The organism is Methylomonas sp. TEB (genome assembly GCF_047777895.1).
Taxonomy (GTDB): Bacteria; Pseudomonadota; Gammaproteobacteria; order Methylococcales; family Methylomonadaceae; genus Methylomonas.
This window is the reverse complement of sequence record NZ_CP180476.1, coordinates 3,278,569-3,294,493: the sequence shown is the minus strand read 5'-3', so window position 1 is coordinate 3,294,493 and position 15,925 is coordinate 3,278,569. Positions and strand designations below refer to the sequence as shown.

Sequence of the window (15,925 nt, the reverse complement as noted above, 5' to 3'; positions counted from 1 at the left end):
ATAAGAGTATTATCCTGTCATCAGGCATATTTGCCAGACCTACGACTTGATTATAAGAATAGCGAGACGCTACTGGAGGAACTATGGCTTCACTTGATATGCAAGGGGCTTACGATTTGAGCAATGCCAAAATCAACGAGTTAATCACCGAAAGCGCTGAAGGTAATTATGCCTTGGGCATTATTAATCAAAAAACCAATAAGTTTGTCGTCAAATACGTCGGCCGTTCGGAAACCGACCTAAACGCCCGCTTGAAGCAGCATGTCGGCAGGTATCCCAAATTTAAGTTTAGCTATGCCGCATCGCCCAAGGCCGCGTTCGAAAAAGTCTGCCAAAACTATCATGATTTCGGCGGCTCGAAAAAACTGCTGAATCACGTGCATCCGACGCGGCCAGCGGATGTGGATTGGAAATGTCCATGCTGCAACGAATTCGATTGAATTTTTGCGCTAAGTATTTCCAAGCCGTAGTTAATAGGTTGCTGAGTGATTGAAAAAGGCAAAACAGGCTTTTAAGCTCTGCGCGGTTTCCGGCGGCATGAATTCGTTGAATTTAACCCCGTAGTGGTGCTCGCCATCGATAGGCTTGTACCACACTATGCTACACATCAGTTCCAGCGGTAGTTGCGATTCATATTGTTGAATATTGTCGTACGGAATGCGCAGCTGAATGGCAATCGAGCTGTTTAGCGGGCAGGGCAGTTCCACAGGCAGACGCAAACAGGCACCGGACATGCTGAAATCAGCAGTGACGCCGTCGAGAACCAAGTCGGCGATTTCGACATGGGCCAGCAAGTATTGGCTGCTGCGCGGAAATTTACGATTCTCGTTGGCGGCGGGAGTCGCCGTCCACTGCGCATCGAAGCTAAAGTGTTCTAGCATAGTGCGCATTTTTTCGGTCACCACGTAAAGGTCGTCGCTGATGGTCCTGGTGATGTGCACTTTGGATTCGTTCTGCCCCAGCGCGTCGAATAAAGCTGATACCCGAGTCTGCAATTGGTTGACGTTATCCAGTTGATATTTGGATACCTGGGAGATTTGCTGCGCCGTACCCGCATTTTCTGCTATCTGACCCACAATCTCGTTGATGACTACACTGGTGGTTTCGGCTTTTTCCATGCCCTGTTTGGTGGTCTGGATGATGGAGCCCATCGCCAGAGTATTTTCTTCGATGATTTTGGTTAATTCGCCAATAATGCTGGCAATTTCGGCGGTAGCGCCGGAAGCGTTTTGCGCCAGCTTACGCACTTCATCGGCTACCACCGCAAAACCTCTGCCGTATTCGCCGGCTCTGGCGGCTTCGATGGCCGCGTTTAAGGCCAGTAGATTGGTTTGCTCGGTGATGTTGCGGATGGTGGTGGTAATATCCTGAATTTGCCGATTAGCTTGGCGCAGTGCCACGGTTTTAGCTTCCGCGTTTTCCACTTCCTTCACAACCCGGCGCATTTCGTCAAGATTTTCGTTGACGGCGATGATGCCTTTTTGCGCCGTGTTTTGCGTTACCTGGGTGCGGTGGCGAATCTCAACGGAAAAGCGTTCGACTTCTTCGGTGGTGCTACGTAATTGTTCGGTAGCGGTTTTTACCTCGGACGATCTCGCTTGTTCCGAGCGGTTGGCATTGGAAATGCCGCCGGAAATATTGGATATTTGGTAGGAAGACTGGCCGATTTGCTTGCTAACCGCGTTGATCTCGCGCATATGGCTGGTCAGTTCCTGGCCCATGAGCTTCATGGTCGCCAATAAGCTGTTGGTATCGTTTTTCTCAGTGGTGACTTTGATGTCTAATTGGCCTTTGGCGATACTGCCGGCAATTTTCGACGCATAGCTGGGCTCGCCGCCCAACACGCTAAATAATTTTCGCGTCAGCCAGATATTGGCGGTGACTATCAAAAGCAAAGCCAGGCCGGCGACGGTGGCGCTGACCGTAAACATCTGGCTTTGCATCTGATTTTGCTGCTGTGAGGCGGCGTTGGCTTGCTGTTCCACGCTGCCGGCAAGCTGATTGAGTTTGTTGGCCAAGATTTCCGAAGCCGCGTCGAAGCCATTTTCCGGCGCTTTCATGATCAGGTTGCCGGCTTCACGGCCTTGCTGAAAATAGGCGTTCGCCATGCGTTCGCCGGTGGCATAAAGCTCAGTCACGGCGTTATCGGCGTCCTTAATCGCCGGGTTCATGTCCGGCATCATCGCCAGTAAACTCGTCAGTTCCGCGTGAGCGGCATTTTTTTCCGCCAAGGCGTCGCTGTAATCGTCTTCGCCTACCGCTGATGCATCGGTGAGAAATTGCTGGATTTGTACGACGTGATAGCGAACATTTTTAAATGCCAGCGTCGCATTTATCAGACGCTGTTTTTCGGCTTCCGCTGTTTCCAGTTTGCCGTGGCTAAGCCACACAAACATATTGCCGACTATCAGCAATAAAGCCACCGTGGCGGTCAGTACGGTCAACAGTTTGCGTAAGGAAAAATCCTGAGGTGCGGACTGATTACTAAGGAGATCAGGCATAAGCGGTATCCATTTTCAGCAGAAACGTCAATGTGCGGTTTCACAAGTTTAGACTGATACGCGAGTTGCATAGTCATTTTGCAACTTACAAAGCTCGCCGTTGAATGTCGTCGTATCCGCACGGCCGGGAACGCAAATCCCAACGGTCTGGCAGAAAATTCCTACATTACTGAAAATGGCCGTTACAAGGAGTTGGTGGGTGGAGGGCAGCGTTAACCCGTTAGCCCGGAATGGGTGGCCGACGCCGAAATCACCCGGTATTTCGGTGGCTGCTGCTTTGGAATAATAAAGCTAGCTAGTGTGGGGAATTTTTATAATAATCGCATAGGACAGAAGTCAGCTGGCCGCCGAACCGGTCGGTCCCGAGGCTGTCCAAGCGTAGAATAAAAAATAATAACAGGAGGTACACCATGCTAGCCAAAATAGCTGTAGTCGATTACATGTCGACCAAAATCGTTACCGTTACCCCCGATACCGAAATTTCTCAGGCTGTTAAGATTTTGCTGGACCACAAAGTAACCAGCGTGCCGGTTGTGGACCAACACGGTAAGTTGGTGGGGATATTTTCCGAAAAAGACGGCATGAAGGTGTTTGTCGAATCCGCTTACAACCAAAGCATGGCTGGAAAAGTAGGTGAGTTCATGAGCAAAGACCCGCAATTTGTCAGTGCCGATGCCAGTCTGGTGGATGTCGCCAGCAAATTTCAGGAATCGCCGACCAGGAGTTTCCCGGTTTTTCAAAATGATCAATTTGTCGGCATGATTAGCCGCGTTGATGTATTAAGAGCGTTGTTAGCCATTCGCTAGATGTTTTAGTTCAAGGGTAGACCGCCATTCCCCTGGGATGGTGGTCTGCCCCTTGTCCTGCCTTATTGCCGCACGCCTGCCGACACGTAGGTACCCATGATGGTATCAGTGCAGGTTGCGGTAATCTTCGCGCCGTTCGGCGTTACCGTGCCGGTGCAATTGCCCTTCGAAACCCAGCCGTTTTGGTACTGTGCAGTGTAATCGTAAGTCAGGGTTTGCCCGATCAGATTGCCACTGCCTTTTGATGTATAGCCCACGCCTTGCGCCAACATCCCCCAGCCCTGGAATTCAAAACTGTCGCTCTGTTGGTTGATGTGGGTGCCGCCTGCGGTCGGCGCGGCCGGGTTATACCAGTCGCCGCTGATGTTGATGACTGGCACAGGCTCCACTACTGCCGGTTTTGCCGGGGCCATCGGCGGAGAAATTGCCGTCACGGTTTGCTGAGTCGGCGGCGATTCGGCGGTCTTTTGTTGTCCAGTCAATTTATCCCAGTTAGAGATGATAGCGACGCTGATCGAGCCGATGACACCAATGATCGCTGCAGCGATAGCGGGATTTTGATTGGATTCGGCCATAAGTTCCTCTGTTGCTGAATAAAAATGTCCGGCCGCCTGACGTGGCACCGGTTGAGAATTTAGCGCAGATGTAAACGATTCGGCAATCTAAAAGATGCGCTTGTCGGCTACAGAATAAATGGGAGAGAGTTAAGAGGCTGGATCTAGCCGAGTGAAGAAGGGCGGTAGGGGGCTTTTCGAGCGGGCTGGACTGGTTTGATCGGGCCCTCACTGCGGGTGATGCGGTGACCGCAGTGAGGCCCAATCGGATCTGAGATTACAGATTATTTATCGCATTTATGCGCGGAGCCGCAGCAATCGGCCATGTCACCGCCGTGCTTTTTGCAATGATCCGCACTGCAATCATGGGCTGCGCCGCCTTGATGATGGGAACAATGGTGGCTGCTGCAATTGGCGGCAGCGGCGGCTTCGTGATGGGCGCAATGCTCGGCACCGCATTGGTGGGCGCTGGCATGGGCATCTTGCGCGCAATGTTGGGCGCAGACTTTATCCTTAGCACCTGGGTGATCGGCGCAATGTTTCGCGCAATCGTGTTCGGCTGCGGCTTTGTCGGCACAATGTTTCAGGCAAGCTTTGCCTTTTTTACCTTTGTGTTTGGCGCAATGTTCAACGCAATTGTGCGCTGCGGCATCGGCTTTATGTTTAGCGCAATGTTCCGGAGACATGGCGGGTGCCGCCGCTGGTGCGGGGGCAGCAGTTTCAGCCGGTGCAGCGGTTACAGGCGTCACTACCGCAGGCTCAGCAGTTGCTTCGACCGGTTTTGCGGATTCGCAGCCTGTCAGGGTCAGCAAAGCCGGCAAGGTTAAGGCGATTAGCAAATGTTGAATTTTCATAAGTATTTCTCTGTGGGTGATAAAGGAGGCGCAATTGTAGGGGTAAGGTGCACGTTAGGCAAATAAAATTGTGTTATTTAACACAGAATAATTTATAGGCGAGCGCACAGGTTTAACAGTTATTGCTAAACCGTTCCTTAATTTCCTTGGGTTTGTCACGCCCGCGAAGGCGGGAGCCGTTAAATTTTACGGCGAATCCATTCTAGCGGCTGGGCTTGCGCCTTTGCGGGAGCGATAATATTTGAGGGCGGGTTGGTAATTCGACTGGGTGAGCGGTCAGGCAGTGATTCCTAAATCCACAAGGTATGCAAAATTACTTTTCCAGACAACGTAAGGTAAAAGTCACCGGGCCGTCGTTGATCAACGCTACTTTCATATCGGCGCCGAATTCGCCGAACTGGCTGCTTGGGTAAAGCTCCAACGCACGTTTTTGTAAATACGCGAATAATTCCCGGCCCATTGCCGGCGGCGCGGCCGAGGCAAAACTGGGCCGATTGCCGGTATCGGTGTTGGCCGCCAAGGTAAATTGCGGTATCAGCAGCAGGCCGCCTTGAATATCGCGCAGACTCAAATTCATTTTGTCGTCTGCGTCCGCAAAGATGCGGTAATTCAAAATCCGCTCCAGCAAGCGGTCCGCTTGCTTGGGTGAGTCGGCTTTCTCGACCGCCACCAGCGCCATAATCCCGGTGCCGATCACGCCGATGTCGTTGCCGTTGACCGTGACTTTGGCTTGGGTCACGCGCTGGATAATGCTGATCATGTTTTGTCCTTGAGATGATGAAGATAGTCGCCGCTTAAGATCCGCTGCAAACCGGTCGTCGGACGGTTGTAAAGGTAGGTCCAAGCGCAAACGCTTTGTCCGTCGGGCAGATTTACTAAAAGTTGGTGGCGGATGTATTCATGCGGCTGCGGAAAATGCGTGGCGCATTCTTCGTAAACATCTAATGCCGACAGTGTGTGTTCGGGGGCGCCAAGTAAGTACAGTTCGCCTTTGATCTGCGTTGTGCCGCGGGTTACGGCGCCTGGATAACCGTCGATTTCATACAAATCGCCAAGCATAAACGCAGGGCCTATGTAATCGCAATCGTCTAGAAATGGGTGTTGAGTTTGATCGTCCGGGTTTTTGCACAGCGTACCGTAGACAAACAGGTATTGCGCGCAGCTCATGAATAGATCTGATCGACCAATGCCTTGAACCAGCGTGGGCGGAACGCGATGACATACAGCAGCGTCAAACCCATCAGCGGAAAGGGGCCAATTTCGACAACGGTCAGCAGCATAATGATTACGAACCACTTGAACCGGGTAAAGGCGGCTTGCGTACTCATCTCAATAACGTATAGCGGTAATGTAATACCGCGTTTCCTGCTCGGCATGGCGGATTGTCACTTCGTCGTCCAGCATCTTCTTCAATAAGGCTTTCGCCAAAGGCGAGTCCAGACTGATCAAGCCGCCCGTGGTATCGATTTCGTCGGCGCCGACGATGCGGTAAGTGATTTCCTCCCCGTCCATCGTTTCTAACGTCACCCAGGCACCGAAAAATACCTGATCGCGATTGCTCGGCTTCTCGGACACCACGGTCAACGACGGCAAGCGCTTTTGCAGATAATGAATGCGCCGGTCGATTTCTCGTAGTTCTTTTTTGCGGTAGATGTATTCCGCGTTCTCGGAACGATCACCTTCCGCAGCGGCGGCGGACAAGGCGATGGTCACGTGCTTGCGCCGTTCCCAGAGTTGTTTCAGTTCTGTTTCCAGGCTGCGATAGCCTTCGGCAGTGATGTACGGTGAAGATTTAGGGCGGGGTGGTCGCCAGCGTGACATGTTTTTTCGGGGAAAAGGTTATATGATGTCGGCTTTTTTCATCCAGCGAAGATGCATATGCAAATCACAGACAAAACGGCTGTTTCCATCCATTATACCTTAACCAACCAAGACGGGGAGCAGCTGGACAGTTCCAGAGGCGAAGAGCCCTTGTTGTATTTGCATGGCGCGGGCAACATCATTGCGGGTCTGGAAGCAGCGTTAAACGGCAAACAAGCCGGTGATAAATTCAACGTCACCATCGCCGCCGATCAAGCCTACGGTGAAGTCTCCGAAGAAATGATTCAAGTCGTTTCCAAGAAAATGTTCGACGGGATGGATATTGAAATCGGTATGCAGTTTCATGCCGATGTCAGCCACGGCCCAGGCATCATTACCATCGTCGAGATCGACGGCGACGATGTCACCATCGACGGTAACCACCCTTTGGCCGGTGAAGATTTGACGTTTGACGTGGAAGTGATGGATGTCAGACCTGCTACAGCCGACGAAGTGGCTCACGGTCATATCCACGGTTCAGGTTGCCATCACTGATAGTCATTTCCCAACCGCAAATTTGTAAGCGATAAACGCGCTGCTTTTATCGCTTACATTCATTCTCTGCTGTTGTTACTGAGCACTCGCGCTCAGGCCCAAATCCACCCGGCTATGTCCCAGCAAAGTGCCGGTAGCAAACGCCAGGTCTATCATCGACACTTGATAATCGCCGATGGCGCGCACTTCGCGCAGTTGCGCTTCACCGAGCCGGGTCAGGGTTTCCAGTACCTCGGTCATGGTCCGCAGGCCTTCTTTAAATTGTTTCAGTTCGGCGTCGTAATTCAAACCGGCCAGTACTACGTTCTGCCGGGTGGCTAAAATGCGCTGCCAGTTCTGGCTCATTTGATCCAGCGAGTCGTAGATTTCTCGACGCACGCTCAATTCCCTGAGTTGTTGCGTAGTTAGACGTTGCATGCGTTCTTGCACGGCTCGATCCAGACGCGCGCGGCGCAATTCGTTGCTGAGTGGGATTTCCATGCGTACGCCCACCGACCAATCCGAATAATTGCCGCTCAAGGTCTGATCAAAAGCGCCACCGTAGGACGACGTGTCGCGGCCCAGTGCGGCGTAGTTGTAATCCAGCATGAACATCGGCAGGGTTTGATTGCTGAGGTAGTCGATTTTGGTCAAGTCTGCGGCCAGCTTTAATTCCAGTTCCAGCAATTCCAGGCGGCCGTCCAGCGCGCGTTGCGCCAGTTGTTCGCGGTCCAGATTAAATTCCAGCAGGGTCGGCGAGGTCTCGGGAATCAGCAGCGTTTGCGAATCCAGATCCAGGCCCGGCGCGTTTAATAACAATTTCAGTTGGCGCTGGCGGGTTTTCAGGCTGGTTTCGGCGATGATCAAAGACTCCAGACGTTCGGCCACGCCGATTTCGGCCCGGTTGATTTCCACACTGGCTGTCAAGCCTTCAGCCACACGCTTCCGGACCATACTCAGATTATTGGAGGCGTTTTCGTATTGCTGGCGGCGCACATCTAATTCGCCCCAAGCCACATACAGGCTCCAATACGCGCGCTCAACCATCGCCAACACGCGAATTGCCTGCAGACGGGTTTTGACGTCGACGGCTTGTTGTTCGTAACGGGCGATGCGGATGCCGGCGACGTTATTGGCAATCCCGGCATCGCGCAGTAAGGGCTGGCTGATGGAAAACCGCAGCGCGTTTTGATACTGGTCCGAAGCGACACCGCGAAACTGCCGTTTGCCGTCGAACGGTGAACTGACGGTAATTTTCGCGCCGGTACGCAACGGGATCACGATACCGGCTTCCATATCCAGCACTTCAGTTTCCTGCGGCACGGCGGTGAGTTTGTCGATTTCATTTTTCAGCGGCGAAGTGGGATCCACCGGCGTAAAGCTGACGACATCCAGATTTTGCGCCGGGGTGTTTTTCTTGCCGTATTTGGCCTTGGCGAAGATTAAATCATCGAACTTGGCTTGCTCTTCGCTGACTGCAGTGGCAGCGATTTTTGGATCGGCCTGGGCGATTTTTAAATCCAGGTTATTTTCCAAAGCCATACTGCGCACCGCAGCGATGGACAATTGCTTGCTCGCTTCCGGCGGTGCCTTGGGTAATTCCGGCTTCGTAGCACTGGGAGGGGGCAGAATAGTCGCCGACTTGGGCCGGCCTTCCTTAAACTTGGGCAAGGCCTGCTCCACAGTTTGCGGCGGCAGTTGCGAGATGGCCGGTAGCGGTAAACCCTCATCAGGTTTCAGGCGCTCCTCGACGCGCTTGACCAGTTTACGGTCGGGGCTGGTGTCGAGATATTGTCCGCAACTGGTTAGCAAAGGTATCAGCAAGAGTGCGCCGATATGCCGCCTGCAGGCTTGCAAGTATTTGGCCGTAGCCCCTGATGGGTGTTGACGGGATGCGAAACGATTCATAAGCGCTTATTTCAGTTTTTGCCTGACCAAATCGGTCGCCGGCGCTTCCATAGTCATTTGTGGCGGAAAGGCATTCAGTTGCCGCCACAATTCGTAAGCCATCGTTACCCGGTTCAACAACACCCAGCCTTTTACTCTGACGCCTTGGCGGGCGAAGCGTTCTGTCGGCCAGGGGCGGTCGTTGGGATCGGGCACGATCAGCACCCGGAATTTACCCTTGCCGTCGTCAGTGGAGTCCACGAAGGCTACTAAGCCACCAAAGGTACCGACGGCTACTTCGGGCCAGCCGGCGAATTGCAAGGCCGGCCAGCCTTCGAATTGCAGACGTGCATGTCGGCCTGGGGTGATCAATACGGCATCGTTGCCGTCTACCCACAGTTCCACGGCTTTTACATCCATATCCGGCACCAACACCAGCAAGGGATCGCCTTGTCTGACAATGTCGCTCTGCGGATTGGCCAGCAGCCTGAGGATGCTGCTGTCGCGCGGCGCTCTGATTTGTTGGGATTGTTGGCGAGACACATCCACTTCGCTCTTTAACAGGCTGCTGCGGCTGTCTTCCAGTTCGCTTTGGGTTTTGTTAGCCGATGCCGTCGCCGAGTCGATACGTGCCTGGGCATCGGCGCGAATTCGACCGATTTCGGCTTCGGCGGCGCGTTGTTCGGCCAACGCGCCTTCCAGACTGGCTTGGGCGCTGTTTAAGCTGCGTTGCGCGACGATGCCGTCGCGTTGCGCCACTTCGTAATCGCGTTGGGATACCAGGCCGTCGCCGATCAATCTTTGCAGACGCTGGGTTTGCACGCTGGCCGTTTCCAGCGTGGCACGGGCGGAGGCAATGGCTTCACTGGCGGAGCGCGCACGTTGCCGTGCCACATCCAGCCGGTATTGCGCGGTAGCCACTTGTAAATCGCGGGTAGCAATCAAATTATCGATTTGCAGGCGATACGCCCGCAGCTCGTCTTCTTTGGCTGCCAATTTCGCTGCGGCTGCCGCGCGTTGTTGTTGTAAGCGTTCCAGCAATTCCGGATCGACATCGGTGATTTCCATCAGTAAATCGCCGGCCTTCACTTTGGCGCCTTCTTTGGCATGCCAACTGACGATACGGCCGGAAACCGGCGCATCCAAGTTCTGTTGGCGTTCCAGCGGCGCAAAGGCGGAGACCCGGCCGATACCGTTGATGTTTTGTTGCCACGGGGTGAGCAGCAAGGCTGGAGGGGTCAACAGAAATAACCAGACGCAAGCCCGCGCTAGACTACTGACCAGGCGAGGAGTATGGGCTGCCGATAGCGCGGACAGCCTGATCTGTAACTCAGTCATGGGCGGCTCCCGGCAAAATTATCTCGCGCCCGCAAAGTGCGGCCAATTCTTTGGATCCGGTCAGCAGCAGTAGGGTCCAGGGCGCGTCTGCGGCAAATAGTGCGGATGCCAACTGTTGCTGTAAACCGCTATCCAAGCCATCGAGTATGCCATCCACGATCAACAAAGTCGGCCGGGCGATGATGGCTCTAGCCAGCATGACTTGTATGGCTTGGCTGTGGGCAAGTGGCGAGCCGCCGGGACTCATGACGGTATCCAAATCCAAGCTAGTTAAGCCGACTTTGGCCAAGACCTCTTGGACATCGGCAACGCTCAGGTTCGCATCGCCAAGCCTGATATTTTCCAGCAGGCTATCGTGAAATATCTCCAGTCGGCTGACGACGGCGATGTTTTGCCGCAAAGTACTCAGGCGCAATTCATCCAGTGTTTGGCCGTTGATTTGTATCCGGCCGGCTTGTGCTTGCCTCATCCCGCTGATTAGCGACACCAGCGCGGTTTTACCGCTGCCGGGATCGCCTGAAATCGCGACTTTTTCGCCAGGCTGAATCTGCAGCGCAAAATCCGAAAATAATGGCCGCTGCGCGCCGAAGCCGAATTTTAAGCCGCTGATTGTGAGTGACGCCGGACCGTTAAATTCTGCGTCCAACTCGGCCGAATCTTCTAAGGGCAAGTCCAGCAAATGGCCGATCTTGTCCGTGCCGGCCATCAAGTCGTAAAAGCCTTCCAGGTGTTTGCCGAATTTGATCAAGGCCAATAAAGCTGACGAGACGATCAGTTCCGCCGCCACCAATTGCCCCAAAGTTAAATGGCCGTCTATGACCAAGTAGCCGCCGATAGCCAACAAGGCCGTACTTGCGATGGCGTACAGCGCCACGGAGGCGATGACTTGGCCCAGCAGCACGCGGTAATGCTGGCGTTTGGCCGTTAAATAGTCCAGCGAGAGTTGGTCGGTGCGGTTGGCGGCCATCACTGCACCGTTACCGAATTTAAAGGTTTGAATATTCCCGGCAACGCTTTCCAGCCAGGCGACCAAGGCATATTTGCTGATCGATTCCTGAATCGCCGTGGTGACCGCGCCGCGCCCCAACAAAAATACGATGGCAGTGATAGCTAGCAGCAACACCACATCGAAGGCCAGCAGGAAGGGGTGATAGAAAGCCAGCATGATTAAGCCGACGCAAGTTTGCACCACTGTGCTCAAACCGTCCAAGAGCAGTGCAGAGCCGGCTTTCTGCAAGGTCAATACATCGAAAAAGCGATTGACCAGTTCCGCGCCGTGTTGGCTGTCGTAGGCATCGCTGCGCACTCTGGGCAAGCGATAGGCCAAGTCGGCGGCCAGCCGTACAAAAATCCGCCGCTGCACGATCTCCACTAGATAAGATTCCAGCACAAAAACCGCACCGCCGAAGCTTAGAAAGAAAAACAGTATGGTCGCCAATACGATCAAAGGTTGGCCCATGCCGCCCATCGCTACGGTATTGACCAGCGCTTGCACCGCCACCGGCGAAGCCAGCGCCAACAATCCGGAGCCCAAAGCCAAACCCAACAATAACCAGAGATCGTGGCGATCAGCGCGTAACAGCTCCAGCAAGCGGCTAAATGGCGGCATGTGCGCGTGATGGTCTTGGCTGACGGCATTCTCCAGCGGCGCCTGGGCTTGCACTAACAGCCACTCGCTGATGCCGGCGTCGCTTCGGCCCAGTAGTGCGGCGATGTCAGCCGGTTTGACGTAGCGCTCTTCGATCACCTCGCCTTGGGCAAGGGCCACTCTGACTTTGCCGCCGCGAAATCCGCACAACACTAGCCAGCCGCAGCCATCCGAGAGGCTGGTGAGCAGCGGCGTATGCGGGGATGAGGCGTTGGCGGCCGCAATCGGCGTAAGCAGCGTGCTCTCCATATTCAAACCCAAATGGTCACCGATGCGGCTCAGCGCTGCCGGGCTGTCGTCGCTGACTGAGTCCAGCCAATGCTCGCGGATGCCTTGGGCTTGGCTGGGGATTTCCAGCAGGTCGAATAAGAATCCCAGCAAGGTTTGCGTCGACTGCTTTCTGTGCGGGTGTTCCTTGTTTCCGGCGGTGATGCTCATACGTAACGAAATCCTATCGGTTTAAACGAATAACAGCATGGTCTTGCCGAGTATGCCCAGCAAAAGTGTAACCTTTAGTGTGGCAAGCAATTTGGCCGGGCCGGCTTTGGCGCACCAGTTAAGCCAGGCAGTTTCGCATGCCTGGGCGATCACGAGGTAAGCTTTGCACGACAAGCGCCAAACGACGGTGCCGAGCAACGTTAGGCCGGACCAGAACACGATGAATTCGGCTTGGCGCGGCGTTACCCCGAACACGTGTTCCAAAAAATGCTCGAACAACATCTCGACCACCTCAATGGCCAAGTGCAGAATGTGCCATAGAAAGGGTAGCAAGGTGTCGCCAAATTTATACAAAAATATCAGGGTCAAGATTGCCATGGCAGGCTTGTTTTCAAACAGCCAGCGCCCGGTGTTGATAATGATTACTCTAAACCAGTGTGCCAATGCGTAGGCGTATTGCATGGTTCTCCTCCCTTTTAGAGTCTGCCGAAAAGCCCTTTCCCCTTTTCAGGGGGTGCGTCCTTCGACCCGTTCAGGACGGCCGGAATTTCAGGGCCGGGCTAATAACATCAGCCGGTATTGCGCATGCCCGCCGCAATTGCATTGATACTGCGCAACAAAGGCTTCATCCACGGACTGTCGGCGGTATTCTCGGTATTCATTTCCCTCAGCCGCCGGATCAAAAATACCTGGATATAGTTTAGCGGCCCCAGATAAGCATCGCGGCGCTGCAAGGATGCGGCCAAGGCCGGATTCTCCGCCAGCAAGCGGTCAGTGTTGGCTATCTCCAGTATCCACTCCACGCAGCGCTGGTGCTCGCCGGCTATCAGGTTGTAAACCCGTTTGCCGGTTTCCGGGTCGTTGCACAATTGCGCGTATTCGCGGGCGATGTTCATGTCGGATTTGCTCAGCGCCATTTGCGCGTTGCTGAGCAGGTTGCGGAAAAACGGCCAGTCGCTATACATCCTGCGCAGCGTTTCCAGGCGCTCGGGTTTGCCGGCGCACCAGCTGGCTAGACTGAAACCGATGCCGTACCAAGCCGGAAACGTCTGCCGCGATTGCGCCCAAGCGAATACCCAGGCGATCGCCCGCACCGAGTTTTTCGAGCGATCCAGTTTTTTGCGGTGCGAAGGCCGCGAACCGATGTTCAAGCCGCCGATTTCACCGACCGGGCTGGCTTCGTAGAAATAATCCAAAAAGCCGGGCGTGCGTTCGGTCAGGTCGCGGTAGCTTTGCTCGCCGATCCGCGCCAATTCGTCCATGACTGCCAAATCCTCTGGGTGGTCCGCCGGCACGGTTTGCACCAGGCTGACGCTGGCTTTCAGCAAGCCGGTAACGCCCATGGTTAATTCGTAGACCGCGGTTTCCATATTGTTATACCGATAAAACAGCACTTCGCCTTGCTCGGTGAATTTGATCTGGCCGCGCACGGTGTCGGGCGGCTGGGCCAGAATCGCTTCGTGAGTCGGGCCGCCGCCGCGACCGACAGTGCCGCCGCGGCCATGGAATAATCGGCATTTCAAACCGTAACGCTCGCTGATTGCAATAATTTGCCGTTGCGCGCGCGATAAGCCCCAGGCCGACGCCAGGATGCCGCCGTCTTTGCAGGAGTCCGAATAGCCCAGCATGATTTCCTGGCGGTCATCGCTGACCCGCAGCAATTCCCGATAGCACTCGGTATCGAATAGCTGGGTCAGTACCTCGGAGATGCGATTTAAATCGTCGATGGTTTCAAACAAGGGGCTGACACCGATATGGCAATGCCAATGTCCGCCGATTTTGCCGACCAAGCCGGCCTGAGCAGCCAGCAGCAAGACTTCCAAGACATGACTGGCGGAATGGGTCATGGAAATTACGTATTTACCAAAGCAGTTCGGGCCTATTTCCCGGCGCATTTTCGCCATCACCGTAAACAACTCCAGGGTTTCGCGGTTGGCCGGCGTCAGCGCGGCGGCGTCGAACATCAAACCACCCGGTGCGGCAATCGCCTCGGCTAACAATGCTATGCGTTGCGCTTCGTCCAGCGCCAGGTAGTCAATGTTCAATGCGGTTGCCAGAATTTCCGCGACTGCTTCGCTGTGGCGAGTCGATTCTTGCCGGACGTCGAGTTGCATCAAGTGAAAGTCGAACACGTCGGCCAAGCGGATCAGATCGGCTAATTCCAGCTCGGCGATGTTGGCGTCGCCGTGGCTACGCAAGGATGCATCGATCAAGCGCAGATCGTCTAAAAACTCGGCCACGCTGGCATAGGCAAGGCGATTGGCTTGTTCCGCTTGGCCCTGTAACTGTTGTTGCACGCGCTGCAAGGTGGATTGCATGCGATATTTCATCAATATCAGTTTGTGCCGGTAAGGTTCCTGCAAATAAGGCTTTTCCAAGTCCGTGACTGCCGCGCCCAGCAGGGCGCGGTCGGCGTGCAGGCTGTCAATAAATTCCGGCGTCAAGTCACAAAGTCCATAAGAATGCGACAACTGGCCGCGCAATTGATCCAGGCGCGCCAAATATTCCTGCATGATGGTTTGCGCCTGCATGCGCAAAGCGAGTTCGGTGGTTTCAGGTTTCACATTCGGATTGCCGTCGCGGTCGCCGCCTATCCATGAGCCAAAACGCAGGAAGCTGGGGATGCGGATTTGGCCGGCAACGTCGGCACCAAATACATCGCTAAGCGCCCGTTGCAAGTTCCGGTAAACCAAGGTGGTAGCTTGAAATAGCGATAGCGAAAAATAAAACAAACCGGCGTCGATTTCGTCGGCTACGCCCAGTTTACGGGCGCGCACTTCGTCGGTTTTTAACAGCAATTGAATCTGTGCTTGCAGTTTGTCCAAGGCCTCGCTGCGTTGCTGGCTGCGTAGGCGTGGATCGTCCAAGGCCTCCTGGCTAAGGAAGACATTGCGCAACGCGCTTTTGACCGTGCGGCGTTTGGCTTCGGTGGGGTGAGCGGTCATCACCGGCAAATACAGCATCTCGTCCAATAACACCTGTAATTTATCGGCACTGACACCGCTGTCGCGTAGTTTAATCAGCGTGTCATGAAACGAGCCGGGCCAATAGCGGCCGGTCTGATTTTGTCGGCGCAACGTTAGGTTATGCGATTCTTCGGCGATATTGAGCAGGCTGAAATAGCCGTTAAACACCCGTACCACTTCGCCTATTTCTTCCGCATCCAGGCCTTCCAGAATCTCCATAAACTGGCGGCGGCGGTTGGCGCTGCCCTCTCGGAGCAAGCTGGCAAACTTGCGTTGCAACTGCGCGACGGCGGTGGCTACTTCCGGTTTGGCTTGGGCGGTGAGCACTTTAGTCAAGATCGAACCGAGCAGGCGTATCGAACTGCGTAATTCTTTGTCGTCGCCGTGAGCATCCGATAAGCGATCACTGAGGATTTGGCTGGCGCCGAGGTTATCCAATTCAAACGCCGACTTGTCATACTCCGCTAATGCGGCTCCGGTACTTGGCGCGATGTCTTCGCTGTGCAGTGCTTTTAGCTTTTGCATGTGCAGTTCTCAGGGTAGGTTAGGGTTGCGTGATAGCCTAGCGCAGCATTTTGATATTGTTAAATAGAATGTTT

Annotated in this window: 15 protein-coding genes; 3 read left to right on the top strand and 12 right to left on the bottom strand. The window is 54.3% G+C overall.

The genetic code is table 11. From position 1 onward, the window contains the following. Nucleotides 1-83: 83 nt before the first annotated feature. Nucleotides 84-440 (top strand): hypothetical protein, encoded by a 357-nt coding sequence (locus ACMXD4_RS14720; protein ID WP_101051892.1) that lies wholly within the window; start codon nt 84-86, stop codon nt 438-440. Between the two features lie 30 nt (nt 441-470). Here the strand turns inward: ACMXD4_RS14720 and ACMXD4_RS14715 are convergent, their stop codons facing one another. Then, nucleotides 471-2,501, bottom strand: a complete 2,031-nt coding sequence (locus ACMXD4_RS14715; RefSeq protein WP_415878594.1) for a methyl-accepting chemotaxis protein — start codon at nt 2,499-2,501, stop codon at nt 471-473. A 410-nt stretch (nt 2,502-2,911) separates the two neighbouring features. Between ACMXD4_RS14715 and ACMXD4_RS14710 the strand changes: the two genes are divergently transcribed. Next, entirely contained in the window at nt 2,912-3,307 is a 396-nt protein-coding gene (locus ACMXD4_RS14710; protein ID WP_033156676.1) for a CBS domain-containing protein, read from the top strand. 62 nt (nt 3,308-3,369) lie between these two features. On the opposite strand, the gene ACMXD4_RS14705 is transcribed toward ACMXD4_RS14710, so the two are convergent. From ACMXD4_RS14705 to greB, 6 genes are all read right to left on the bottom strand, one after another. Beyond that, a complete protein-coding gene (locus tag ACMXD4_RS14705) occupies nt 3,370-3,882 on the bottom strand; it encodes a hypothetical protein (protein ID WP_205453979.1) in 513 nt (170 codons plus the stop codon). Between the two features lie 263 nt (nt 3,883-4,145). After that, a complete protein-coding gene (locus ACMXD4_RS14700; protein WP_205453980.1) occupies nt 4,146-4,715 on the bottom strand; it encodes a hypothetical protein in 570 nt (189 codons plus the stop codon). Between the two features lie 313 nt (nt 4,716-5,028). Beyond that, nucleotides 5,029-5,475: a D-aminoacyl-tRNA deacylase gene (gene dtd, locus ACMXD4_RS14695; RefSeq protein WP_415878593.1), complete on the bottom strand. Its 447-nt coding sequence runs from the start codon at nt 5,473-5,475 to the stop codon at nt 5,029-5,031. Beyond that, nucleotides 5,472-5,882, bottom strand: coding sequence for a gamma-glutamylcyclotransferase family protein (locus ACMXD4_RS14690; protein WP_415878592.1), 411 nt, complete (start codon nt 5,880-5,882; stop codon nt 5,472-5,474). Before ACMXD4_RS14690 ends, dtd begins: the two co-directional genes overlap by 4 nt. Then, on the bottom strand, nt 5,879-6,043 hold the full coding sequence (locus tag ACMXD4_RS14685; RefSeq protein WP_205453983.1) for a hypothetical protein: 165 nt from the start codon (nt 6,041-6,043) through the stop codon (nt 5,879-5,881). The genes ACMXD4_RS14690 and ACMXD4_RS14685 overlap by 4 nt, the downstream gene beginning before the upstream one ends. A 1-nt stretch (nt 6,044) precedes the next feature. Beyond that, nucleotides 6,045-6,536 (bottom strand): transcription elongation factor GreB, encoded by a 492-nt coding sequence (gene greB / locus ACMXD4_RS14680; RefSeq protein ID WP_415878591.1) that lies wholly within the window; start codon nt 6,534-6,536, stop codon nt 6,045-6,047. Between the two features lie 57 nt (nt 6,537-6,593). Here greB and ACMXD4_RS14675 point away from each other — a divergent pair, with 57 nt between their 5' ends. After that, nucleotides 6,594-7,070 (top strand): FKBP-type peptidyl-prolyl cis-trans isomerase, encoded by a 477-nt coding sequence (locus ACMXD4_RS14675; RefSeq protein ID WP_171694881.1) that lies wholly within the window; start codon nt 6,594-6,596, stop codon nt 7,068-7,070. 75 nt (nt 7,071-7,145) lie between these two features. On the opposite strand, the gene ACMXD4_RS14670 is transcribed toward ACMXD4_RS14675, so the two are convergent. The 5 genes from ACMXD4_RS14670 to ppc all read right to left on the bottom strand — a co-directional run bounded on the left by ACMXD4_RS14670 (nt 7,146) and on the right by ppc (nt 15,851). After that, nucleotides 7,146-8,873, bottom strand: a complete 1,728-nt coding sequence (locus ACMXD4_RS14670; protein ID WP_171697697.1) for a TolC family protein — start codon at nt 8,871-8,873, stop codon at nt 7,146-7,148. 90 nt (nt 8,874-8,963) lie between these two features. Beyond that, nucleotides 8,964-10,274 (bottom strand): HlyD family secretion protein, encoded by a 1,311-nt coding sequence (locus ACMXD4_RS14665; protein ID WP_033156670.1) that lies wholly within the window; start codon nt 10,272-10,274, stop codon nt 8,964-8,966. Next, nucleotides 10,267-12,360 carry a peptidase domain-containing ABC transporter gene (locus ACMXD4_RS14660; RefSeq protein ID WP_415878590.1) on the bottom strand — a complete coding sequence of 698 codons (2,094 nt, stop codon included), beginning with the start codon at nt 12,358-12,360 and terminating at the stop codon, nt 10,267-10,269. Before ACMXD4_RS14660 ends, ACMXD4_RS14665 begins: the two co-directional genes overlap by 8 nt. A gap of 21 nt (nt 12,361-12,381) precedes the next feature. Next, nucleotides 12,382-12,822 (bottom strand): hypothetical protein, encoded by a 441-nt coding sequence (locus tag ACMXD4_RS14655; RefSeq protein ID WP_415878589.1) that lies wholly within the window; start codon nt 12,820-12,822, stop codon nt 12,382-12,384. Nucleotides 12,823-12,929: 107 nt separating this feature from the next. Beyond that, nucleotides 12,930-15,851: a phosphoenolpyruvate carboxylase gene (gene ppc / locus ACMXD4_RS14650; RefSeq protein ID WP_415878588.1), complete on the bottom strand. Its 2,922-nt coding sequence runs from the start codon at nt 15,849-15,851 to the stop codon at nt 12,930-12,932. Between the last annotated feature and the right edge of the window lie 74 nt (nt 15,852-15,925).